24 protein-coding genes and 1 other annotated feature (1 of these 25 running past the window's edge) are annotated in these 21,067 nt (G+C 48.9%); of the genes, 21 read left to right on the top strand and 3 right to left on the bottom strand.

What is annotated here, in order from left to right:
* Nucleotides 1-11: 11 nt before the first annotated feature.
* The 3 genes from menE to BLQ16_RS01535 are packed head-to-tail and all read left to right on the top strand — an operon-like array spanning nucleotide 12 to nucleotide 3,343.
* Nucleotides 12-1,499, top strand: coding sequence for an o-succinylbenzoate--CoA ligase (gene menE / locus BLQ16_RS01545; RefSeq protein ID WP_091790990.1), 1,488 nt, complete (start codon nucleotides 12-14; stop codon nucleotides 1,497-1,499).
* A 49-nt stretch (nucleotides 1,500-1,548) separates the two neighbouring features.
* Nucleotides 1,549-1,935, top strand: coding sequence for a PaaI family thioesterase (locus BLQ16_RS01540; protein WP_091790989.1), 387 nt, complete (start codon nucleotides 1,549-1,551; stop codon nucleotides 1,933-1,935).
* A complete protein-coding gene (locus tag BLQ16_RS01535) occupies nucleotides 1,922-3,343 on the top strand; it encodes a DASS family sodium-coupled anion symporter (protein ID WP_091790988.1) in 1,422 nt (473 codons plus the stop codon). Before BLQ16_RS01540 ends, BLQ16_RS01535 begins: the two co-directional genes overlap by 14 nt.
* A gap of 80 nt (nucleotides 3,344-3,423) precedes the next feature.
* On the opposite strand, the gene BLQ16_RS01530 is transcribed toward BLQ16_RS01535, so the two are convergent.
* The 3 genes from BLQ16_RS01530 to BLQ16_RS01520 are packed head-to-tail and all read right to left on the bottom strand — an operon-like array spanning nucleotide 3,424 to nucleotide 6,353.
* Nucleotides 3,424-4,074 carry a DsbA family oxidoreductase gene (locus BLQ16_RS01530; RefSeq protein ID WP_091790987.1) on the bottom strand — a complete coding sequence of 217 codons (651 nt, stop codon included), beginning with the start codon at nucleotides 4,072-4,074 and terminating at the stop codon, nucleotides 3,424-3,426.
* 14 nt (nucleotides 4,075-4,088) lie between these two features.
* On the bottom strand, nucleotides 4,089-4,568 hold the full coding sequence (gene rlmH / locus BLQ16_RS01525) for a 23S rRNA (pseudouridine(1915)-N(3))-methyltransferase RlmH (protein WP_091790986.1): 480 nt from the start codon (nucleotides 4,566-4,568) through the stop codon (nucleotides 4,089-4,091).
* Between the two features lie 6 nt (nucleotides 4,569-4,574).
* Nucleotides 4,575-6,353 (bottom strand): Rqc2 family fibronectin-binding protein, encoded by a 1,779-nt coding sequence (locus tag BLQ16_RS01520; protein ID WP_159427935.1) that lies wholly within the window; start codon nucleotides 6,351-6,353, stop codon nucleotides 4,575-4,577.
* A gap of 134 nt (nucleotides 6,354-6,487) precedes the next feature.
* Here BLQ16_RS01520 and zapA point away from each other — a divergent pair, with 134 nt between their 5' ends.
* The 18 genes from zapA (at nucleotide 6,488) to BLQ16_RS01430 (ending at nucleotide 20,903) form a co-directional block, all read left to right on the top strand.
* Nucleotides 6,488-6,757 (top strand): cell division protein ZapA, encoded by a 270-nt coding sequence (zapA, locus tag BLQ16_RS01515; protein ID WP_159427934.1) that lies wholly within the window; start codon nucleotides 6,488-6,490, stop codon nucleotides 6,755-6,757.
* 8 nt (nucleotides 6,758-6,765) lie between these two features.
* The gene (locus BLQ16_RS01510; RefSeq protein WP_207645059.1) at nucleotides 6,766-8,007 is read left to right on the top strand and encodes a glutamate-cysteine ligase family protein; all 1,242 of its coding nucleotides are present in this window, start codon (nucleotides 6,766-6,768) and stop codon (nucleotides 8,005-8,007) included.
* 20 nt (nucleotides 8,008-8,027) lie between these two features.
* Nucleotides 8,028-9,344 (top strand): ribosome biogenesis GTPase Der, encoded by a 1,317-nt coding sequence (der, locus tag BLQ16_RS01505; protein ID WP_091790982.1) that lies wholly within the window; start codon nucleotides 8,028-8,030, stop codon nucleotides 9,342-9,344.
* Nucleotide 9,345: 1 nt separating this feature from the next.
* Nucleotides 9,346-9,951: a glycerol-3-phosphate 1-O-acyltransferase PlsY gene (gene plsY / locus BLQ16_RS01500; RefSeq protein ID WP_091790981.1), complete on the top strand. Its 606-nt coding sequence runs from the start codon at nucleotides 9,346-9,348 to the stop codon at nucleotides 9,949-9,951.
* Nucleotides 9,952-9,955: 4 nt separating this feature from the next.
* Nucleotides 9,956-10,966 (top strand): NAD(P)H-dependent glycerol-3-phosphate dehydrogenase, encoded by a 1,011-nt coding sequence (locus tag BLQ16_RS01495; RefSeq protein WP_091790980.1) that lies wholly within the window; start codon nucleotides 9,956-9,958, stop codon nucleotides 10,964-10,966.
* A gap of 184 nt (nucleotides 10,967-11,150) precedes the next feature.
* Nucleotides 11,151-11,432: a YkvA family protein gene (locus BLQ16_RS01490; protein WP_159427932.1), complete on the top strand. Its 282-nt coding sequence runs from the start codon at nucleotides 11,151-11,153 to the stop codon at nucleotides 11,430-11,432.
* Nucleotides 11,432-12,175: a segregation and condensation protein A gene (locus BLQ16_RS01485; protein ID WP_091790978.1), complete on the top strand. Its 744-nt coding sequence runs from the start codon at nucleotides 11,432-11,434 to the stop codon at nucleotides 12,173-12,175. Before BLQ16_RS01490 ends, BLQ16_RS01485 begins: the two co-directional genes overlap by 1 nt.
* Nucleotides 12,165-12,710: an SMC-Scp complex subunit ScpB gene (scpB, locus tag BLQ16_RS01480; RefSeq protein WP_091790977.1), complete on the top strand. Its 546-nt coding sequence runs from the start codon at nucleotides 12,165-12,167 to the stop codon at nucleotides 12,708-12,710. The genes BLQ16_RS01485 and scpB overlap by 11 nt, the downstream gene beginning before the upstream one ends.
* Nucleotides 12,711-12,713: 3 nt before the next feature.
* A complete protein-coding gene (glmS, locus tag BLQ16_RS01475) occupies nucleotides 12,714-14,540 on the top strand; it encodes a glutamine--fructose-6-phosphate transaminase (isomerizing) (RefSeq protein WP_091790976.1) in 1,827 nt (608 codons plus the stop codon).
* 21 nt (nucleotides 14,541-14,561) lie between these two features.
* On the top strand, nucleotides 14,562-15,050 hold the full coding sequence (locus BLQ16_RS01470) for an NfeD family protein (RefSeq protein ID WP_091790975.1): 489 nt from the start codon (nucleotides 14,562-14,564) through the stop codon (nucleotides 15,048-15,050).
* Nucleotides 15,051-15,060: 10 nt separating this feature from the next.
* Nucleotides 15,061-16,047, top strand: coding sequence for a flotillin-like protein FloA (gene floA / locus BLQ16_RS01465; protein ID WP_091790974.1), 987 nt, complete (start codon nucleotides 15,061-15,063; stop codon nucleotides 16,045-16,047).
* Nucleotides 16,047-16,700 carry a hypothetical protein gene (locus BLQ16_RS01460; protein ID WP_091790973.1) on the top strand — a complete coding sequence of 218 codons (654 nt, stop codon included), beginning with the start codon at nucleotides 16,047-16,049 and terminating at the stop codon, nucleotides 16,698-16,700. Before floA ends, BLQ16_RS01460 begins: the two co-directional genes overlap by 1 nt.
* Before the next feature lie 145 nt (nucleotides 16,701-16,845).
* The gene (locus BLQ16_RS01455) at nucleotides 16,846-17,817 is read left to right on the top strand and encodes an HlyD family efflux transporter periplasmic adaptor subunit (protein WP_091790972.1); all 972 of its coding nucleotides are present in this window, start codon (nucleotides 16,846-16,848) and stop codon (nucleotides 17,815-17,817) included.
* Nucleotides 17,818-17,826: 9 nt separating this feature from the next.
* On the top strand, nucleotides 17,827-18,513 hold the full coding sequence (locus BLQ16_RS01450) for a YggS family pyridoxal phosphate-dependent enzyme (protein ID WP_091790971.1): 687 nt from the start codon (nucleotides 17,827-17,829) through the stop codon (nucleotides 18,511-18,513).
* 15 nt (nucleotides 18,514-18,528) lie between these two features.
* Nucleotides 18,529-19,059 carry a cell division protein SepF gene (locus tag BLQ16_RS01445; protein WP_091790970.1) on the top strand — a complete coding sequence of 177 codons (531 nt, stop codon included), beginning with the start codon at nucleotides 18,529-18,531 and terminating at the stop codon, nucleotides 19,057-19,059.
* A gap of 3 nt (nucleotides 19,060-19,062) precedes the next feature.
* Complete coding sequence (proC, locus tag BLQ16_RS01440; RefSeq protein WP_091790969.1) at nucleotides 19,063-19,851, top strand: pyrroline-5-carboxylate reductase; 789 nt, start codon at nucleotides 19,063-19,065, stop codon at nucleotides 19,849-19,851.
* A gap of 15 nt (nucleotides 19,852-19,866) precedes the next feature.
* Nucleotides 19,867-20,163 carry a YggT family protein gene (locus BLQ16_RS01435; protein ID WP_091790968.1) on the top strand — a complete coding sequence of 99 codons (297 nt, stop codon included), beginning with the start codon at nucleotides 19,867-19,869 and terminating at the stop codon, nucleotides 20,161-20,163.
* The gene (locus tag BLQ16_RS01430) at nucleotides 20,160-20,903 is read left to right on the top strand and encodes a YlmH family RNA-binding protein (protein ID WP_091790967.1); all 744 of its coding nucleotides are present in this window, start codon (nucleotides 20,160-20,162) and stop codon (nucleotides 20,901-20,903) included. Before BLQ16_RS01435 ends, BLQ16_RS01430 begins: the two co-directional genes overlap by 4 nt.
* Before the next feature lie 34 nt (nucleotides 20,904-20,937).
* Nucleotides 20,938-21,067: a binding site (T-box leader), on the top strand (it continues 81 nt past the right edge of the window).

Below are 21,067 nucleotides of genomic sequence, written 5' to 3'. Positions count from 1 at the left end.
GGAACAGTTACATGCTACATGACAATTGGTTAATGAAACGCGCTCAGCAGACACCAGATGCCTTAGCCTTGGTTTTTGAAGACAGGTCTTGGACTTTTGCCGCCCTGTATGAGGATGCCTGCCGGTATCTTCAGGCACTCATGAGCCATACCGCAGATCTGGCTCCTCGTCGTATGGGGCTTTTGGCCAATAATTCGGATGATTTTTATCTGATGATTTTGGCGCTTATGCAAACAGATGTTGAAATGGTGTTGCTAAATACGCGACTGTCCCCTGAAGAGCTGCAGTATCAAATTCAAGATGCGGAGATAGAGGTCTTGATTTATGAAGGCCCTTTTACAGAAACTGTCAGCTGCTTGCAGCAAAGAGCAGGTTCAGTGCTCTTGCCTTTGTGCCTGGAGGAAATCAGAAAACAGGCGCAAGAGATGCCTGTCGGTAGCGGATGCGGTACTCCAACCTATGATCTTGAACGCGTCATGAGTATTCTTTACACGTCAGGTACGACCGGGCATCCCAAAGGGGTAATGCAAACGTATGGAAATCACTATGCTTCAGCCCTTGCCGGTGCCCTTAACACAGGTGTGGTTGAGGACGATGCCTGGGTTTGCACGATGCCCCTATTTCACATCAGCGGACTGTCTATTTTAATCAGGGGCTTGGTATACGGTTGTCCGGTTTATTTGTTGCGGAAGTTTGATGCAGAGCGCGTGAACGACCTTTTATGCAGCGGAGCTGGGCGAATTGTTTCGGTCGTGGCTTATACACTGGCGGCGCTACTGGAAAACTTAGCTGAAGGCAGCTATCCGCCGACTTTTCGTTATATGCTTTTAGGCGGCGGATTTTTTGATAAAGGCCTCTTACAAACATGTGCAGAACGGGGCATTCCTGTCATTCGTTCATTTGGAATGACGGAAACCTGCTCACAAATCATTGCAACGCGTCTATCGGACACGGAACGAAAACCGGAGGCATCAGGCCTTGTACTTTTACCGAACAGGCTGCGCATTGGTGAGGGCAACTTGCCGACAGGTCATCCAGGTGAGATTCAAATACAGTCACCGGCGCTTTGCGGCGGATATCTTAACCAGCCTGAAAAATATGCCCGCTCTTTTACGGCTGACGGTTGGTATAAAACGGGTGACATCGGGCTTATGGATAGCGACGGATACCTCTATGTGAAAAGCCGGTTAACAGATGTGATTATTTCCGGTGGGGAAAATATCTATGCTGTGGAAATTGAACGCTGCCTGATGACCTACCCGGGGGTTGCTGAAGTGGCGGTTGTCGGTCATGCAGATACCCAATGGGGCTACGTGCCCTGGGCTTATCTTGTCATGGAAGAGAAGGCGACGAGGCCGTTACCAACGGCGCAAGCCTTGGTAGACCATTGTCGGGCTCATTTGGCCGGCTATAAAATTCCCAAACGGTTTATTTATCTTGACGCCTTACCCAAGACTTCGCTGGGAAAAATCCAGAAATTTAAATTGATGGACGATTGACTTCCTGGTGGAGTAAATTAAAAAATAGTAGGATTGAGAGGTGATTGTGATGAATGTTCTTGAACAATGTGGTGTTCATTTTACTGAGGTCAGCAGCGAGCTGACGGTTCAGAAATGGACTGTTAAAGAAAATATGACACAAATTAACGGCATTCTCCATGGTGGACTGTCTGCCGCTATTGCCGAGCAGGGGGCCGGTATGGGGGCGGTACAGCTTATTCAGGAAGGTTATGCAGCTGTCGGTACAAGTCTTGAATCCCATCATTTAAAAGCAGTGCCCATGGGCAGCCAATGCGAAACCCGCGCGATGCCCGAAACGGTTGGCGGTAAGCTTCAGGTTTGGCGGGTGGAGCAGTGCATCCTACCGACAGAAGAACTTTTTAATGTTTCTACCGTAACGATATACATCAAGAAGATGACTTATGACGACAAATAGCATAAAACTACCGCGGCTACTTATCGTTATTTTTATTAGCCTTGGTATGGCCCTCTTGACGCCACCCGCTGGTGTTTCTCCTGAAGGTTGGAAAACATTTGCTTTTTTTGTCGGCTTTATTTTAGCCTGTCTGGTTTCTGCGGGCAGCATCGGTGAATTGGCCTTAATTTTAATCTGCGGGCTTTTGGTCAGTGGCGCCATGCCGATTGAAAACTTGTTGAATGGTTTTGCGAATCCGGCAGTTTGGCTGGTTTTATTTGCTTTTTTTGCGGCCATTGGCTTTAAAAATACAGCTTTAGGGCATCGGATTGCTTATCAGTTTATTGCCAAAGCCGGTCATCATCCGGTGGCCTTGGTCTATGCCATCAGCTTTTGTGATTGCCTGATAGCTCCTTTTGTTCCCAATACTAATGCCAGAGGGGCGGGAATATTGTACCCGATTACCAAGGCATTGGCAGAGGCGGTGGGGTCTTCACCGGAGAAGCATACGGAGAAAAAAATCGGTACATTTTTGTTTATCGCAAGTTTTCAGCTGAACTTAATCATCGGTGCCTTATTTTTGACCGCCATGTCTACGAACCCCTTGGCAACGGAAATGTTGGCCAAAAGCTTCAAGGTTGAGATCAGCTGGACCGATTGGTTTAGCTATGCCGCTGTGCCGGTTCTCCTGACCTTGGTAACGGTGCCGTGGGTGGTTTATTTTATGAACAAACCAGATATGACGGCAGAAGAGATGAAGATTGCTCCGAACTTTGCCAAACAGGAATTGAAGCGGATGGGTGCTGTCAGTGTGCAGGAAAAAATGATGTCGGTGATTTTCTTGGTGATGATTATTTTGTGGGGCGTCGGCAATTTGATTCAGATGCATGCAGCAACTGTTGCGCTAATGGGCGTTGTGGCGCTTCTGTTGACCCGGATTGTTTCCTATCAGGATATTGTGCGAGAGTACAAGGCCTGGGATATTCTTTTGTGGCTGGCGCCGCTCATTGCCATAACGGCCTATCTGAACGAAAATGGTGTGATTAGTTGGTTGGTTGAATTGCTGCAAACACTGCTCGCCGATCAACCTGTTCTCTTGGTTTACCTGGCATTGGTGTTGGCATATTTTTATGTCCACTACCTTCTGACAAGCCTTTTTGTGCACATGCAGGCATTTTTCTTGCCTTGCGTCGGTTTGTTGGTGGCCATTGGTCAAGATCCCCTGGTCATCGGGATGATTTTTGCCCTATTGACTTGTGTATCGCCTGGAACGACTCATTACGGAACAGGTACCGCATCGATTTATTACGCAGCTGGCTATACGACCCAAAAGCAATGGTGGGCAACAGGCTTCTGGGTTTCTGTTGTGGAAATTATTTGCATTGCCGGCATCGGTTACTTATGGATATCTTTCCTTGTAGGCGCCTAGTTTGTTTTTACCTAAGATAAAGGCCCCTGCGAATGTAATGGCATTCGCAGGGGCCTTTAATCTGTGGACCGGATTTTTTGCTATTGGTCTGAAGAGGAGATATTTCTGGCAAGAATATTTTTCAGCTTTTCTGTATTGACCACACCGCTAATGCGATCGTCATCGTTCACCACAAAATACGGAATGTAATCCACGTCCAGGGCATGGGCCTTTTCATCATCGGCAAAAAGCTGATCCAAATAGGCTTTCGGGTCATCTAAGATGCCTTGAGCGGCCTGGCTGTCAAGCGGCAGGTCTTTGATGACATCCAGCAAGACGCTTGTATCGGAAATGTCTCGGTTGTCAATAAAATGCGCATGGAATATGGCATCAATTACTTGCTGGGTTAGGGCAGGTTCTAGGTCCTGAACCCAGAGGGTTAACCGTTGTGCCTTTTCTGTGGCAATGTCTTTTATGCCGTCCATGTGGTAGGAAAGACCGATTTCTGCTGCCAGTTTTGTAATACTGGCAAACAAGTCATCGATCCGTTTCTGCTCTTCCGCTGTTTGAAGGTTTAAGCCCTCTTTAAAGGTACGCTCCGGATGACTGATTTTCCCGGGGTCAAGGATAAAGGCCCGGTGGAGGACGGTTGTTTTCTCGGTCAGGTTCATTTCCTTAAGGGCCTGCTCCAGGTGGCGTTTGCCGATGTAGCAGTAGGGGCAGGCAAAATCACTGTAAATTTCTATTTTCATGCAATACCTCTTTCCTATTTGTGGTAGGGTTCGCCGGCGTTGATCCTGGCGGCACGATAAAGCTGCTCCAATAAAATTACCCGCATAAGCTGGTGGGGAAAAGTGAAGTCTGAAAAGGAAAGCTTCTCATCTGCCATTTGTAAAATATCATCGGATAAACCGTGACTGCCGCCAATGATGAGGGTCAGGTGGGTGTGTCCGCGGCCGTCCAGGTCGGCCAAATGACGGGCGAATGTTTCCGATGAATAGCGCTTACCGTCAACGGCTAAGGCAATGACATAAGTGTGCGGGGCTATTTTTTCTTTAATACGGAGGCCTTCCCTTTGGCAAACTTGGCCAATGGCTTTGGCGCTTTGGTCGGGTGGGTCTTTTTCATCGGCCACGGCAATCAGGCGAAGACGGTGGTAGCGCGACAGGCGTTTTTCATATTCGCTACAGGCCTCCCGCCAATGGCGCTCTTTTAATTTGCCCACCACAATCAGATCAATATACATAGGGCATTACGCTTCCTTATCTTTTTCTGCAGCGGTAAGGAGTGGTTTCAAGGCCCCTTCATCAGGGGTGACGTACAAGGTTTCCTGGTCGGTGTAAATTACCATCCCCGGTTTGGCGCCTTTGGGTTTGTGAACGTATTTTTTTAAGGTGGCGTCAACAGGGACTTGGGCACTGTAGCGGGCTTTTGAAAACCAGGCGGCCAATTCTGCTGCCTTGGTTTTCACGTCGTCAGGAAAGGAGGCCTCTCTTTGATGGCGGACGATGACGTGTGCGCCATGAATCTCTTTGGTATGTAGCCAGAGGTCGCCGCCGTTGGCGGTACGCAAGGTCAACCGATCATTTTGCTTGTTGTTGCGGCCGATCATAATGGTATAGCCCTTGTACTGGACGGTTAGAGGTGGTGCCGGCGCTTCTGCTTTGCTGCCTTTCTTTTGGGCTTGCCGCTTTAAGTAACCGGCATCTTCCAGTTCAGAACGGATTTCTTTGATTTGTGCCAATTCCTCGCTCAAGTCCAAACTTTCACGGATGCTTGCCAAATAGGCGATTTCCTGGCGCGTTTGCTCGGCTTGGACGGCGGCCTTTTCGGCGCCGCTTTTGGCGCGGTTGTAGCGTTTGAAATAGCGCTGAGCATTTTCATTGGGCGATTTCGTCGGGTCCATGGGAATGGTGATGTTGGCTTGCTCCGGATCGTAAAAATTCGGCACAATGGCTTCAGAGCCTTGCTTTAAGCGGTAGAGTTGGGCCGTTAAAAGCTCGCCGTAGAGGCGGTCACGTTCGGCGTATTGGGCCTCATCCAATTTTTCCAGTTGCAGCGACAATTTTTTTTCACAGCGCTCTGTTTCTTTTTGCACGGTGCGCAATAAGTTCCCCTGCTTTTGTAAAAAACGCTCGTGGCGAACTTTGTAGGTATAAAACAGATCGACGGCTTGGCTCATGCTGTCGTATTTTTTTTCGCTAAAGCCGCCGTCTGCCGCTAAGCTGAAGGGGGCGAAAGCAACCGGCTCTCCGCCATTCCACAAGATGGTCGGGGTCCAGCTATTCTGGCGGGCCATGGCCGCCAGGTTGCCCACCGCCGCTTCCAAACGGGCGTAATCTACGGCGCCCAAATAATCAGCGGTGCCGTCCGGATCGATGCTTGATTTTAGGAGCAAGTCTTCAGCCGTTTGCGGACCGATGCCGGCCAAAGTTTGGACCAGCAGGTTTCGCATATTTTTATTGGATTCGTTTGCTAAAATAAGGGCGCTGAGGTCGCCATCGGCCAGGTCATCAATGGCTTTTTTATCTTGCGCTGGCGGCGGAACGTAGGCCAATCCGGGCTGGATCTGCCGGTATTTGTTGGTGCCGCTGCCCACTCGGCGCATGGCATCTAAAATAAGGCCCTCCGAATTGACCAGGATGATATTGCTGGAGCGGCCCATTAATTCGGCAATGAGGGTGAGCTGTGTTTCGTCACCGATTTCGTTGCGGCCGGTAAAATCCAGGTGCACCATGCGTTCGTAGCCCTGCTGAGCAACAGCAAGCAGTTGGGCATTCATCAAGTGCTTTCGTAATACCATGCAAAAGAGCGTTGCTTCGCGCAAACCTGGGTCTGTTTTTTGGGATAAGGTCAATCGGGCATTCTGTGGATTGATGGAAAACAAGACCCGCTCTGTTTTGCCGGCTACGCGAATGTAGATGACCAGATCACGTTCGCCCGGTTGTGTAATTTTATCGACACGGCCGCCGGCTAAACGGCTGTGTAATTCTTGGCTTAAGGCGCGAAGCGCCATTCCGTCTAAGGACACATAATCCCTCCCTTGCTGATGAGACATTATACCACAGATACCCATAATCGCCTATGATTATGAAAAAGATGACGCTAAAACCAAGCTGTGGTATACTGAGTTTATATGCGGCCTTTTATGAAAGGATGAATGGCATGCAAGAGACCACACAAACAATTTATGGAAAAAGCATCCGCTTAAAATCCGACTTGACTAGTGACCGGGTGGATGCTGTGGTGAAGCGCTTAAATACAGAAATGGAATCGGTCGGTCAGGATCGTCGCTCGGCTTATGAAGAAGTACTGCTGTTGGCCGCATTAAATATGACGGAAGACCTTCTGGCACTTGAAGCTGAGTATCGTCAACTGGCGGACATTTTGGATGATGACGCTTTTTCAGATAAGGATACAGAAACGGAGACGTGATGATGTCAATGCAAACAATTATAAATAACCTTAAATCATTTGAACGCCCCCATGATGAATTTACCCTGGGGGTATCATTCGGCCACTTGTTGGTCAACAGCAAGGACTTGACGGCCGTTAATTATTCAGATGAAAATGGTAGTAAAAGCCTTTTAGAACGCCTGATTCACAATGGCTGGAAGGGCATCACGGAAGATGATGTCCTGGTTGGGGCTGAAAATGGCGCCGAAAGTGTGGTGCTTGGGTTAGGCGGACAGGTCAATTGGCGCTTTAAGGAATTTAGCCAGGTGCAGGACTTGGAACGGGCCTACTTAGCTTTTATTGAAGGCCTGTTTGAAGAACTGAAACGTCGCGGTCAAATTCTCCTGGCGACCGGTCATCAACCGGTCAGTTCTACCGGGGACATTGAAATCGTCCCCACCCCGGAATATCAGGCACTGGCCCAATGGGCTGCAGGCCAGGGAGACCTTTTAGAAGCGCTGGCAACCGGAGCGGAAACCACTATCGGTCTCCAATATGCGCATGTGGATAATTTCCAAAAACGCATCCAATCTGCAGCGCTTGTCCAGCCGGCCTTGGCGGCTTTTTTTGACAATGCTTCCTGGGTGAATGGTGAAAAGAACACGGAACTTTTATACAACCTGCGCCGCCTGCTGACGGCGGACGAAAGGTCTTATGCGATTCCGGGGGTCTTGAACGATCCGTTTAAATATCAGGACTATGCTAACTTTGTTTGGTCTGCGCCGGCTGTTTCTGTCCGGAATGCGCAGGGCCTTGTCGTTGCAGACGATCGCAGCGTCGGTGATGTCTTTGCCGATCGTGAGATGACGGACGAAGACCTACAGCGTGTTTACCGCATGATTCACCCCTCTTTAACGGTGAGTCGCCATGGATTGACCCTGGCTAACATTGATAGCGTGCCTTACCCGCTGAATATGGCTTATGTGCTCCTGGTGAAGAGCCTTTTGTACAACCCGGACCATATTACGGCACTCGAAAAAATGATTGAACAATATAAAATCGACCAAATTGAAGCCATGCAGCGGGACATCCTTGACAAGGGCTTGGACGCCTCCTTTGGCGATGGTACGGTTTTTGATTTGGTCAAAGACCTGTACTTTATGGTCTCGTTGACAGTAGAGCCCTTGGAACAACACTATTTACAACCGCTGAACAGCCTGTTGTTTAAAAATGTGCGGACCAAAGATGTGGGAGCACGTCAATTTGCCGCTATGACAGGACGGAAATAAGCGGTCTATCGGGAGGTTACATGAAACCGATTATAGCCATCGTTGGCCGTCCGAACGTGGGCAAGTCAACATTATTTAACCGCCTAACGCAGACACGGAAAGCCATCATTGAAGACGTGGCAGGTGTCACCCGGGACCGTCTCTATGAAGACGGTGAATGGAACGGGCGGCAGTTTACCCTCATTGATACGGGTGGCATTGATACCGTCGATAAGGACCATATTTTAAAAAATGTACGGTTACAGGCGGAAATTGCCATTGAAGAATCGGACTTAATTCTTTTTATGGTCGATGCTTCTGTCGGCGTTACCCAGGAAGATGAGACAGTGGCCCAAATCTTGCGGAAAAGTGATAAAACCGTGATTTTGGTTGCCAATAAAGTGAAAGATTTTGAGGATTTGATGCCGGTCTATGAATTTTATAGCCTGGGCTTTGAGCACCTGGTGCCGATTGCTGCCGTGGGCGGGCGGAATACAGGGGATTTGCTGGATTTAATGGTCAGCCTTCTGCCGGATGCTCCGCCGGTGACTGCAGGTGTGGATGCGTCTTCCATTGCTGTTGTGGGACGGCCGAATGTCGGTAAATCGTCTTTGTGCAATCGTCTTTTAGGCGAAGAACGCTCCATTGTCAGCGATGTGCCCGGGACGACGCGAGATGCCATTGATACGCCATTTCGGTATAATGGCGAAAATTATATTCTGGTGGATACAGCCGGCATGCGTCGGCGCAAGAAAGTTGAATTGGCCACGGAAAAATACAGTGTGGTGCGGTCGCTCCATGCAGTTGACCGGTCGGATGTGGTCTTGATGGTTATAGACGGGTCGCAAGGCTTGACCGACCAGGATAAGCGTATTGTCGGCTATGCGCATGAGCAGGGCAAGGGCATTGTCTTGGTGGTCAACAAGTGGGACTTGGTGGAAAAGGACCATAAGACGCAAAAAGAGATGGAGGATAAGTTCAAGGGGGAGCTGCTTTTCCTGGCTTATGCACCAATGATCTTTGTTTCAGCAGTGACCGGGCAACGGGTCGGTCAAATTATGGAGACCGTTCATGCGGTGGTGGAAAATCGCCTTATGCGTGTGCCAACCGGCGTTTTGAACGATATCATCCGCGAAGCGGTTTTAAAAAATCCGCCACCGACGGACAAGGGCAAGCGCCTGAAGATCTATTACGCCACGCAAATCGGTGTGGCACCGCCGACTTTTGCCCTTTTTGTGAACGACCAGGAGATCATGCACTTCTCTTATCTGCGGTATTTGGAAAACCGGATTCGAGATTATTTCGTATTTGAGGGGACTACGCTAAGATTGCAGTTGAGAAACCGAAAAGAGGATTGATATGGTGAGTGGATTCTTGTCTTTTGCACTTATCGCTGTCATTGCCTATTTTTTAGGGGCGATTCCCTTTGCTCAGCTGGTCAGTCGAGCACGTGGAGTGGATATTTTTAAAGTCGGCAGTGGGAATGCCGGCTTTACTAATGTTTTGCGTGTATTGGGTGGTCGAGCTGCCGCCGTCGTCTTAGTTGGCGATATTCTCAAGGGCACTTTGGCCGCCGGTATTGGTGACGCCCTGGGGGATGAGATGGGGATGCTTTTGGCATCGGCCATTGCGGTTATTGCACATACCCTGAGCGTTTTTGTCCATTTTCGCGGCGGCAAAGGGGTGGCCACCGGCGCCGGTGTTTTGTTGTATGTCTCCCCCCTGTCTTTTTTGGCTTGCGGGACAACGCTGGCCCTTTTGGCCTACACCACCGGATATATGTCCATCGGCAGTATTGCTGCGGCAATTCTCTGTCCGCTGATGTTGATCCTAACCCATGAGCAGCCCTTGGTCATTGGGGTGTTTACATGCTGCGCTCTCTTTGTTATTTGGAAACATCGCGGTAATATTCGCCGCTTGAGAAATGGAACAGAAAATAAAATCAGACCGGGTAAGAAGGGGTGAGACCATGTCGACCATTGCAATTTTTGGTGCCGGAAGCTGGGGAACGGCCTTGGCCCAGAGCTTTGCCAGCTATGGCCATCAGGTGATGCTCTGGGCGCGGAACAGCAAGCAAGTGGATGCCATGCAGGCAACCCGCCTGAATGCCCATTACCTGTCCGGGATTCACTTACATGAGAACATTCAATTTCTAACGGACATTGAGCAAACGGCCGGAGCGGATTATTCATTGATTGCCGTGCCCACTCAGGCACAGCGGGCATTTTTAGAAGCCAATAAAGCGCGTTTTTCCGGTTGCGAGCCACTCATCAATGTGGCCAAAGGCCTGGAAGCTGACAGCGGTAAACGGCTGTCAACCATTTATACAGAAGTCTTAGGCGATGTTGAAGGTCGTTATGTGGTGCTTTACGGGCCCAGCCATGCAGAGGAAGTAGGTCGCAATATGCCTACGGCCTTGGTGGCTGCCGCAAAAGATGAAGGACTAGCGGCTCAGGTGCAAAAAGACTTGATGAATGAGAACCTGCGCCTTTATACCACAGATGATGTTACCGGTGTAGAATTGGGCGGGGCCTTAAAAAATATTATTGCGCTGGCCATCGGGATGACCATTGGCTTGGGCTACGGTGATAATGCGCGGGCTGCATTGATGACACGCGGCTTGGCGGAGATTTCCCGGCTGGGGGTCAAAAATGGCGCCAATCCCTTGACCTTTTTGGGCTTGACCGGCGTTGGCGACTTGATTGTTACCTGCACCAGTTCCCACAGCCGCAACAGAACCGCTGGTGTTCAGTTGGGCGAAGGGCGGACCTTGGAAGATGTACTGGCCCATATGGGCATGGTGGTGGAAGGGGTCCCGACCACCAAAGCAGCCTATGAACGGGCACAGGCATCCGGGATTTCCATGCCGATTGTGGAGCACATGCATGCCGTGCTTTTTGATAAGGCTGACGTCAAAGAAGCGGCCTTTGATTTAATGACCCGCAGCGGGAAAAGTGAACAGGAAGATTATTTAAACTGATGTTTTGCGCACGGCGTGAAACCGTAAGCGCAACCAAAAATGTGCTGATTTTGGTTGCGCTTTTTATATTCAAGTAAAAAGAATGCAAAGATCTTGTGGCTACACTTCTTTTACAGAACTAGAAATTGTCAAGGATACCCATTTATGCTATATTGACTTTATGATGAAAGAAATGAGGGATAAAATGGCATTGATTAACAACCTAAAAAGAATCAGGCATTTACCCAATAATGTTTTGGCTTCTTTTCGGATGATTGGGGATTCGCGGATATCAACACTTCAAAAAGCTGCTTTTATTGGCTTGGCCGGTGGCTATTTGCTTTGGCCGAATGATTTAATCATTGATATTCCCTTGATTGGTCAGTTGGATGACATGGCTGTTTTTCTGATTTTATATGGCTGGTTTATGTCGAAGGTTCCGGAGGATATTCGTCAAGAACACGGCTGGAAAGATATTAAACACTAATGAATGCAGATTATTCGGCCTTGGCTTTTAAATTGAATGATTTTGAAGGCCCGATGGACTTGCTCATGCATCTGCTGGAAAAAAACAAAATTGATATCTCGGATATTCCCATTGCCCAGCTGACAGATCAGTATTTGGCATATTTGCGGGAAGCCGAAAGCATGAATTTGGAAATCGCTTCCGGTTTTGTCCTGATGGCGGCCAATCTGGTGCGGATTAAGGTGCGGATGTTAATGCCCCGCTTAAAAGTTGACGAAGAAAACGATCCGCGTCGAGAGCTGGTGGCGCAGATTTTGGAGTACCGCTTGATCCGCGAAACAGCGGATTTTTTGAAACAACGCTATGCAGAGGAAGAGCATCAAATGCCGCGGCTGGTGGATACAGCAGACTTGGCCAAGCAGTACCAGGCGGAATTGCCACTAAAAGAGGTCCCAATGGAGGCCCTTCTCTCGGCTTATGAAGCGGTTATAAAAGCCATGAAGGCCCCTGAACCGGCAGTCCATTTGACAAGAGCGGAAATCTCCATTGAAGATTACGCAGTAGACCTACTTGATCGGGTGAATGAACGTGGGAAACTAACCTTTAGCGATTTGTGTAGGACGTTACACAATAAGTACGATGTGATCGGGTATTTTCTGGCGCTTTTGGAGTGTTTACACAGAAATACGATTCAATTGATTCAAACGGAGCGTTTTGGTGAAATTTGGTTACATCCTCAATTGGAAGGAAACTATGAGTATTGATTATTCTTTGCACCGCATTATCGAAGGCTTGCTGTTTATTTCCGATGTGCCCCTTTCATCTGATGAATTGGCGAAAACCGTCGGGGTTGCAGATTTTGAGGTGCAGAGCATTTTAAACGATTTATGTGAAACATACGCCCCCGGCCGTCACGGCTTTTACTTACGGGCCATTGCCGGTGGCTATCAATTTTATGTCGGTGCGGAAATAGCGGATTATATGCAGGCTTTTTTTTCGCTAAAACAACCGCAATTGTCTCAAGCAGCTTTAGAAACAGCCGCCATTGTGGCTTACCGGGAACCGGTGACACGGGCTGACATTGAAGGTGTGCGGGGCGTCAGTTCAGACGGGCCGATTCGGTCGCTCTTAGAGCGGGGCCTTTTGGAAGAACGCGGCCGCAAAGAAGCACCGGGTCGACCGATTTTATATGGGACCACGGGACTCTTCTTGCGCACATTCGGATTGGATTGCTTGGAAGATTTACCCCCTCTTCCGGAAACATGTGCAGCTGCAGATGAGACACTACAGGAGGAATAACTTATGTGTGGAATAGTTGGATACATCGGTCATGATGGAGCGCAAGACGTTGTTGTCGACGGCTTGCACAGTTTGGAATATCGCGGCTATGACTCGTCCGGGATTGCCGGTGTGATGAATGGCGTTATGCATGTTGTTAAAGAACCGGGTAAATTAAGTGCCTTGGAGGCAGCCTTGGCCGCCGAACCAATCGTTTCCGATATGGCCATTGGCCATACCCGCTGGGCAACGCATGGGCGTCCGACACGTGATAATGCCCATCCCCACCAAAGCGCTGATGGGAAAATTGCCTTGGTCCATAACGGGATTATTGAAAACTATGAGGCGTTAAAGGACCGGTATTTGAAAGGTGAAACCTTCAAAAGCGATACAGACAGTGAGGTCATCGCCCACTTGATCGCTCATTTTTACAAGGGCAATTTAACTGAGGCCGTTCGTCAAGCCCTAGCAGAGGTGCGTGGTTCTTATGCCTTGGCCATTATTTGCGCAGATGAGCCGGAAACGATGGTGGTTTGTCGCATGAACAGCCCGCTGGTGCTCGGCATCGGCGACGGTGAAATGATGGTGGCCTCCGGGGTACCGGCCTTATTGAAGCATACACGTGACTGCATTTACCTGGAAAACGGCGATATCGCCACTTTAACCGGTACAGAATATACCATTCTGGATGCTGATGGCAAACCCTGCACGCGGGAGAAGGTTCATATTGAATGGGAAGAACAGTCTGCTGAAAAAGAGGGCTATGCCCATTATATGCTCAAAGAAATTCATGAGCAGCCGGAAACGTTTCGGCGTGTGATGACCGGACGGATTGGCCAAGACGCAGTTACTTTTAAAGAATTTACCCTGACGGCGGAGCAAATTCGAAATTGGCATCATGTGGACATTATAGCTTGTGGTACGGCCTATCATAGCGGTCTGGTCGGCAAAGACCTTCTTGAAATGACCCTCCAAATTCCGGTCAACGTAGAAGTTGCATCGGAATTCCGCTACCGCAACCCCATGCTTGATGAGCACAGCTTGGTGATTTTAATCAGTCAATCTGGCGAAACAGCCGACACTCTGGAAGCACTGCGTGAAGCAAAAAAACGTGGCGCCACAACCATTGCCATTACCAATGTTGTCGGCAGTGCTATCAGCCGAGAAGCCGATCAGGTCTTGTACCTGTGGGCCGGTCCGGAAATCTCTGTGGCCTCTACGAAGGCTTATACGGCCATGTTGATTGCCTTGTACTTGCTGGCCTTTTACTTGGGAGACAAGGCAGGGCGTTTCCAAATGAGTGCCCATCAAGACCTCCTGCGTGCCCTGGAAAAATTGCCGGAACAGGCTGAAAGGCTTTTAACCGATGACAAAAAGGCAGAGGTTCAAGCCCTGAGCCGCACCTTGGTGGATACGGAGCATTTGTTTTACATTGGTCGCGGCGCTGACTGGGCTGTGGCGCAAGAAGGCGCCTTAAAAATCAAAGAGATTTCTTACATTCATGCTGAGGCTTACGCAGCCGGGGAGCTCAAGCATGGCACCCTAGCCTTGGTAACAGAAGACACCCCCTTTGTGGCCATTGCCTTGCAGGAAAAAACATTTGAAAAGACCATGTCTAACGTGAATGAAATAAAAGCCCGCAACGGCCGTATTTTATGCCTTTTGAAAGAAAATCATGCGCCTATTTCTGATGACCTGGATCAGCGCTTTTTGATTCCGGCTTGCTTGGATTTGATGTCGCCGATTTTAGCGGCCATTCCGCTCCAATTGCTGGCCTACTATACCGCCGATGCTCGTGGTTGCGATATTGATCAGCCGCGCAACTTGGCTAAAAGTGTTACCGTGGAATAAACAAGACGGGAGGAGGGGCAGATGGATTTTTTGCCGATTGCTTTTTTCGTTTTGGGATTAGTGCTAATCTTAGTGGAAGTCTTTGTGCCCGGGTTTGGCGTCTTCGGTATTACCGGAGCCTTATGCATCCTCATTGGGGTCTACCTGAGTGAAGACAACCTGGCAGATGCCTTACCAAAGATGGCGGTGACGGTTGTCGTCATGGCAATCATTATTCCCTTGGTTGTGAAAGTGGCGAAGCGAAGCCGCAAAATGGAAAAATTTAATCTCCGACAATCCTTGAGCACAGAAGAAGGGTTTGTGTCTACCGGAAAAGCCTTGCAAGCCTATATCGGTTTAAAGGGTCACGCGCTGACCGACCTCAGACCGGCCGGTACGATGGTTACTGCAGATGATGAACGTGTAGATGTGACCACGCGCGGTGATTTCATTTCTAAAGGCAGTCCCGTTGAAGTGGTTGCACGGGATGGGACTTGGCTCATTGTACGCATGATATCAGAAGACAATTAAGGAGGAAGGTATGACAGCCGGATTTGCCCTGGTTTTATTTCTAGCCTTTGTCGTTCTCGTTGTATTTTCTTTGTTTGTATATTTTATTCCAGTCGGTTTATGGATTTCGGCCATGGCGGCCAATGTCAAGGTCAGCTTGGCCAATCTGATTGGGATGCGGTTGCGCCGTGTGCGGCCACAGACGATTGTCTTGCCTTTGATTAAGGCGACCAAGGCCGGCCTGGGCATTGATATTTCAAAGCTGGAAGCGCATTTTTTGGCCGGCGGTGATGTGGACCGGGTGGTGGATGCCTTGATTGCTGCAGAACGTGCCGGTATTGACATTGATTTCTCCAGAGCGGCTGCCATTGATCTGGCCGGTCGTGATGTGCGGGAAGCGGTGATCATTTCCGTTACCCCAAAGGTTATTACAACAGATCCCATTGCTGCCATGGCGAAAAACGGCATTCAAGTGGTCGTGACCGCCCGTGTTACGGTGCGGGCCAATATTGACCGCTTGGTCGGTGGCGCCGGCGAAGAGACCATTATTGCCCGCGTTGGCGAAGGGATTGTCTCCACCGTCGGGAGCTCGGAAAACCACAACCAGGTTTTGGAAAATCCGGACAGCATTTCGAAAACCGTATTGGCCAAAGGCTTGGATGCCGGGACGGCTTTTGAAATCCTGTCCATTGATATCGCCGATGTTGATGTTGGGCGCAACATTGGTGCTGAACTGCAGATGGATCAGGCGGAAGCGGATAAAAATATTGCCCAGGCCAAGGCGGAAGAACGTCGCGCTATGGCCGTCGCAACTGAGCAGGAAATGAAAGCCAAGGTCCAAGAAATGAAGGCCAAGGTGGTTGAAGCTGAAGCTGAGGTGCCACAAGCCATGGCGGAAGCCTTCCGTAGTGGTCATCTTGGGGTCATGGACTACTACAATATGATGAACGTTCAAGCGGACACCGGTATGCGGCGTCAAATCGGTCAGGCAAACGATGACGGACAGGGCAATCTCTAATGGATGCCGGGGTCAATCTTTTCTTGCCCTTTGACCAGGCTGGAGGGCTTATTTTTGCTGGGATTGGGGATTTGCTTTTCTTGTTCATTCTTTTTGTTATGTTTAAGCCGGTCATAGATGAGTTTAACAAGAATAAAAAGAAAAAGCAGGCGAAACAGGGCTCCTCACTGACCAGTCCGGCTAAAAATAAGCCGGTAACGGCGAATAAACATCCTCATAAGCGGTCAAGCGGGAAAAAATCATCGGCAAAAAAAACACCGAACAAATCCTTGCCCCTACCACCAAGGCCCCTTTCTCCGGCCAGCAGTAAAGCTGCTGAACGGAAGGCACGTGAAGTGACGGCAAAAGCAGTCGCGCCCTTGAAGACCATCTCAAGCGACCAAAAGCCGGCGAAAGGATCTTTGCCGAAAAATGATTTGAAAAGGCAGTCAGGTGACCAGGCGTCGGTTGAAGCTCCGGGACGTCGAAAAACCAGGTTGCGCAGTCGGTATGCCGACCGGGCCATTAATGTTCAGGTGGAAAATTTAGATCAAGCCTCGCCCTTGTCGGCTCAGGTTCATCTTGTTATGAAGCCGGAAGAAATTGCCAAGGGCATCGTTTGGCAAAATATTTTAACCCGGCCTTGCCAGGGGCCTGGCGCTCGACGTTTATAATTTAAAAAATGTCTCAGGTTGCCACTGAGGCATTTTTTATGTTGTCGAAAATCAGCATCTGGACGATAAATGGTATACATTGAGGGTCCATTTGTTATATAATGAATGGTGAAATTTGCTTTAGAATGGGAGGGTCAGTCTATTGATGAAACGGCAATTGCCCCTTGCCAATTGGCATCCGGTGCATCGCGTTGTGGTGATTATTATGGCCATCCTTCTCATCTGGGTGGCCGGCAGCGCCATCTATACAAAAATTAACCATTCTCTGGTGGAAACAGTTGTGATAGACAGTGAAACCCGAGATTTAAAAGTTCAGGGGTATGGTTATATATATGCTGAAACAGAGCTTATAAAAGTTCAGCATGACGGGACATATGAGCCGCGTGCTGAACAGGGCGAACGTGTTGCTAAAAAGCAACTTATCGCGGATTTATTGTATACATCTGATAAAAACGAAAAGAAATACAAAAAAGAGTATCTGGCGCCGATCGCCGGCATTGTCAATTATGCCATTGACGGTTATGAAAGCGTTGATGACCCGGACACGATTGAGGGCTTAGATTTAAAAAGCATTTATGAAGACGACAAAAGCAAGGCTAAAGAAAGCTTCGGTAAACGGGATGTCACCCGCGGTACCGTTTGCGCAGCCGTTATTGATAATTTGAAACCGGTGGTCTTGTATTTTTCGTTTTCAGATAAAAACAACCATGTGATTAAAAAAGCTGATGAAGTTATCCGAATTCGCTTTCCGGATACAGGAGATGATGTCCGGGCCTATGTGCTTAGCGTGGATAAAGATAAAAATGGAAAAAGTTGGGCAAGGCTTAACTTAGGCCCTATGAGTGATATGTTTTTATTGGAACGTGTCGTTCAGGCGGAGGCTTATAAGCGAGAACAAGGCGTTCTCAAACTTGACCAAGCGACCCTGATGATGAAAACGGGTCAGTCAGGTCGAAAAATACCGGGCATTTATACCCTGGATAACGGGATGGTCAAATGGCAGCGCGTTCATGTCATCCATAAGACAAAAAATAAGGTGACCTGTGATATTCTGCCAAAAGGAACGACCATTATCACTACGCCTGAACGCGTGCGTGAAGGTGAAATATTAAAGTGAGGGTTGATATTGTCTATTCAAGAAAATATTGCAAGGATTCAAGAAAAAATTGAGGCGGCGCGCGCTAAGAGTCCTCATCCTGATTTACCAGTGACGCTTGTGGCCGTTAGTAAGTTTCACAGCGTAGATGAAATTCGTGAAGCCCAGGCGGCCGGTGCAAGGGTCTTTGGTGAAAACAGGATCCAAGAATTGCTGCCCAAACTGGATGCGCTGGAAGATGAACAGGTACCTTTTCATGTCATCGGTCATTTACAGACCAATAAGGTTCGGCAAATTGTTGGCCGGGTGGCGATGATTCAATCCTTAGACAGTGAACGATTGGCGCAGGAAATTGAAAAAAGAGCTGCCGCCAAAGATGTTACCGTATCGGTGCTGGTTCAGGTGAATATGGCCGGAGAAGAGCAAAAATACGGTATGCCACCGGAAGAAGTGAAGGCATTTCTGGAAAGATTTGCTGAGTTTCCTCATTTGCGTTGTGAAGGTTTGATGTTCATTGCGCCAAATTTAGAGGATAAAAATGAGTTGCGTCCTTATTTTAAAGGACTTTATGAGATGTTTAAAGAGTATCAAACTTTAGAAATACCAAATGTATCAATGACCCATTTGTCCATGGGGATGAGTGGTGATTATGACGTTGCTATTGAAGAAGGAGCTACGATGGTACGCATCGGAAGCGCTATTTTCGGAAAGAAATAACTTGGGGGTCAGAGCATGGCTATAGGTAAAAAATTATTGGATCTTGTGGGTTTTGTAGACGCAGAAGATGAAAACGCACAATTGGAAGACGATTATCATAACGACTATTACGAATCGTATGATGCGCCGGTCCAGACAGAAGAACGTCGCTTTTCGCCGGTCAGCCGCTTCCGGGAGAGCTTTCCCATTGCAACGGAAGAGGCCTCTTACAGCGGTGGTGATGATATGAAAATTGTATTGTTGCAGCCGATGCGGTTTGAAGAAGCGCAGACGATTACGCGCTACCTTTTGGACAATCGTGTTGTTGTTTTCGATTTGCATGAATGCCAGGTGGAGGAAGCGGTCAATATTGTTAACTTCGTCAGTGGGGCTATTTTTGCCTTGAACGGGTCCATCCAAAAAATCAATGACCGAGGGGCTATTTTTGTAGCGGTTCCGCCATCAGTAAGCCTGGAAAACGAATTGCGCGGCAGTTTAAATGACGGAGATTATGGACCGACCATTGCCGAATGGGTCAATCATCAGCGGGGCAAGGGTGATTTTTAAATTATGAAGCTTGGATTTATAGGCTGCGGCGCTATGGCACAAGCCATGATTAAAGCCGTTTTAAGCGATGGAGCGGATTATGCCATCGCTTTTTCCCAACGCAATGAATCACATGGGCGCGCTTTTGCAGAAGAATGGGGCCTGACCTTTATGCCGGATAATGCCGCTTTGTATGAGACCAGCGATGCCGTCGTACTGGCTGTCAAGCCTCAACAGTTGGAGGCTGTAGCGGCAGATTTGCGCAGTTCGCACGCCACCCCCTTGGTGCTGTCCATTTTGGCCGGGACACCGCTGGCGCGTTTAGCTGAGCTGGTGAGACATGACCGCTTGATCCGGGTCATGCCTAATGTGGCTGCATCCGTAGGCGCCTCCATGAGCATTATGGCGCCCAATCCGGGTCTTGACGACGGGGACATCAAGTGGGCAGAAGGTTTTTTGACGACCATCGGCCGGACGGTTATCCTGGATGAAGCGAGCCTGGACAAGGCCGGGACGGTTAATGGCTGTGGGCCGGCCTTTTTCTTTCAAATTTTGGAAGCCTGCTCAGATGCGCTGGTAGCGCTTGGGATACCTCGGGCCGTCAGTTATGAAATTGCTGCCCAAACCATGAAAGGATCTGCCGAATTGGCCCTTCAAGACGGGGCTCACCCGGCCTGTCTGAAGGATAAGGTGACCTCTCCCGGCGGCACGACCATTGCCGGTATTTGCGCCATGGAGAAAGCCGGTGTACGTAGTGGTTTGATTGATGCGGTGATGGCAAGCTATGCTCAAACCTTGAAAATATCTCAATAGAGAAGCGGTGAAAAATTGACTTTTGGAACTATATTTTATGATGCGGTAAACTTGGCCTTTCGTCTTTACCAGATTATGATTGTTATTCGTGCCTTTATGACCTGGTTGCCGATTGATCAAAGCAGCCGTATTGTAACCTTTATCGGTGATTTGACAGACCCCTTCTTTCGCTTGATTGAGCGTTTTATGCCGGCTGCCTTCTTGGCGCCCTTGAACTTTACGCCATTGATTGCTTATATGCTGGTCGCTTTTGCGCGCATTGCAGTGAATCAAATTCTTTTGCAGCTGATTTACGGGGTGTCGTCCTTATGAGTGATGAAGTCAAGCTGCGCCGACTACAGGATCTGATGCATCAGGCGCAAAAAACCTGGCAGCCGGTTATTACCGATTTTATGCCACGTGAACAGGCAGAAGATTTTTTACCGATGCTGCGCCAAACAGATCTATACACCCGCCTTTGGGGAGGCTGGGAAGGAGCCGAGCGGGTTCGCTTGGCTTTTTCTATGCTGGAAGATATTACAGATGAGGATTTTAACATTCAGCTCATGGCTCTAGACGGTCCGGTAAAATATTTAAAAGCAGATCATCGCGACTACCTGGGCGCCATTTTATCGCTGGGATTTACCCGGGATAAAATGGGGGATATTTTGGTGCGTGACGGGGGATGCGAATTTTTTATTGATGCAGACCTGACTTCTTATTTAGCCCTGGCAGATTTGCGGGTACGCCATGTCCCGGTACAAATTAAACCGCGCGATCTTTCAACCTGGCTTGCGCCGGAGGTAAAGACGGAAACGGTGGAAATTATTGTCCCCGGTATGCGTCTGGACGCGGTTATGGCCAAGGCCTTTCACTTGTCGCGCCGCCAGTGCAATGAATTGATTGAAGCGGGCCGCGTCCGCATCAATCATGATGTGGAATGGCGTAGCCATCAGCTGCTGCAGCCGGGCGATTTATTGGCCGTGCGGGGCCAGGGGCGGATTCGCATTGGAGAGATTACCGGTGTCACTAAAAAGGACAACCGAAAACTTCTCATTGAACTGTACTTATAAGTGTTGACAAGCGCATATCAATTGACTATTATAGAACAAAGCATTGATGGGAACAGGAGTAAGAGTTTATCGGCTACAGCGACTCTGCGGTGGTGGAAGGCAGAGAGCCGACCTGCTTGCTTATCCTCCTTGAGCTGCGACCTGAACGATTGAGTAGGGAAGCC

This window comes from Peptococcus niger, assembly GCF_900101835.1.
In the GTDB taxonomy this organism is placed as follows: domain Bacteria; phylum Bacillota; class Peptococcia; order Peptococcales; family Peptococcaceae; genus Peptococcus; species Peptococcus niger.
This window is presented reverse-complemented; position numbering and strand designations above follow the sequence as displayed.

What these genes read in the sequence shown, in the direction of transcription:
- der (WP_091790982.1), top strand. Translation starts at nt 8,028, where the DNA reads ATGAAACCGATTATAGCCATCGTTGGCCGTCCGAACGTGGGCAAGTCA.
- BLQ16_RS01460 (WP_091790973.1), top strand. Translation starts at nt 16,047, where the DNA reads ATGGATGCCGGGGTCAATCTTTTCTTGCCCTTTGACCAGGCTGGAGGG.
- zapA (WP_159427934.1), top strand. Translation starts at nt 6,488, where the DNA reads ATGCAAGAGACCACACAAACAATTTATGGAAAAAGCATCCGCTTAAAA.
- BLQ16_RS01530 (WP_091790987.1), bottom strand. Translation starts at nt 4,074, where the DNA reads ATGAAAATAGAAATTTACAGTGATTTTGCCTGCCCCTACTGCTACATC.
- BLQ16_RS01485 (WP_091790978.1), top strand. Translation starts at nt 11,432, where the DNA reads ATGAATGCAGATTATTCGGCCTTGGCTTTTAAATTGAATGATTTTGAA.
- BLQ16_RS01540 (WP_091790989.1), top strand. Translation starts at nt 1,549, where the DNA reads ATGAATGTTCTTGAACAATGTGGTGTTCATTTTACTGAGGTCAGCAGC.
- menE (WP_091790990.1), top strand. Translation starts at nt 12, where the DNA reads ATGCTACATGACAATTGGTTAATGAAACGCGCTCAGCAGACACCAGAT.
- floA (WP_091790974.1), top strand. Translation starts at nt 15,061, where the DNA reads ATGACAGCCGGATTTGCCCTGGTTTTATTTCTAGCCTTTGTCGTTCTC.
- BLQ16_RS01445 (WP_091790970.1), top strand. Translation starts at nt 18,529, where the DNA reads ATGGCTATAGGTAAAAAATTATTGGATCTTGTGGGTTTTGTAGACGCA.
- plsY (WP_091790981.1), top strand. Translation starts at nt 9,346, where the DNA reads ATGGTGAGTGGATTCTTGTCTTTTGCACTTATCGCTGTCATTGCCTAT.
- BLQ16_RS01470 (WP_091790975.1), top strand. Translation starts at nt 14,562, where the DNA reads ATGGATTTTTTGCCGATTGCTTTTTTCGTTTTGGGATTAGTGCTAATC.
- BLQ16_RS01535 (WP_091790988.1), top strand. Translation starts at nt 1,922, where the DNA reads ATGACGACAAATAGCATAAAACTACCGCGGCTACTTATCGTTATTTTT.
- BLQ16_RS01430 (WP_091790967.1), top strand. Translation starts at nt 20,160, where the DNA reads ATGAGTGATGAAGTCAAGCTGCGCCGACTACAGGATCTGATGCATCAG.
- glmS (WP_091790976.1), top strand. Translation starts at nt 12,714, where the DNA reads ATGTGTGGAATAGTTGGATACATCGGTCATGATGGAGCGCAAGACGTT.
- scpB (WP_091790977.1), top strand. Translation starts at nt 12,165, where the DNA reads ATGAGTATTGATTATTCTTTGCACCGCATTATCGAAGGCTTGCTGTTT.
- BLQ16_RS01510 (WP_207645059.1), top strand. Translation starts at nt 6,766, where the DNA reads ATGCAAACAATTATAAATAACCTTAAATCATTTGAACGCCCCCATGAT.
- proC (WP_091790969.1), top strand. Translation starts at nt 19,063, where the DNA reads ATGAAGCTTGGATTTATAGGCTGCGGCGCTATGGCACAAGCCATGATT.
- BLQ16_RS01455 (WP_091790972.1), top strand. Translation starts at nt 16,846, where the DNA reads ATGAAACGGCAATTGCCCCTTGCCAATTGGCATCCGGTGCATCGCGTT.
- rlmH (WP_091790986.1), bottom strand. Translation starts at nt 4,568, where the DNA reads ATGTATATTGATCTGATTGTGGTGGGCAAATTAAAAGAGCGCCATTGG.
- BLQ16_RS01490 (WP_159427932.1), top strand. Translation starts at nt 11,151, where the DNA reads ATGGCATTGATTAACAACCTAAAAAGAATCAGGCATTTACCCAATAAT.
- BLQ16_RS01495 (WP_091790980.1), top strand. Translation starts at nt 9,956, where the DNA reads ATGTCGACCATTGCAATTTTTGGTGCCGGAAGCTGGGGAACGGCCTTG.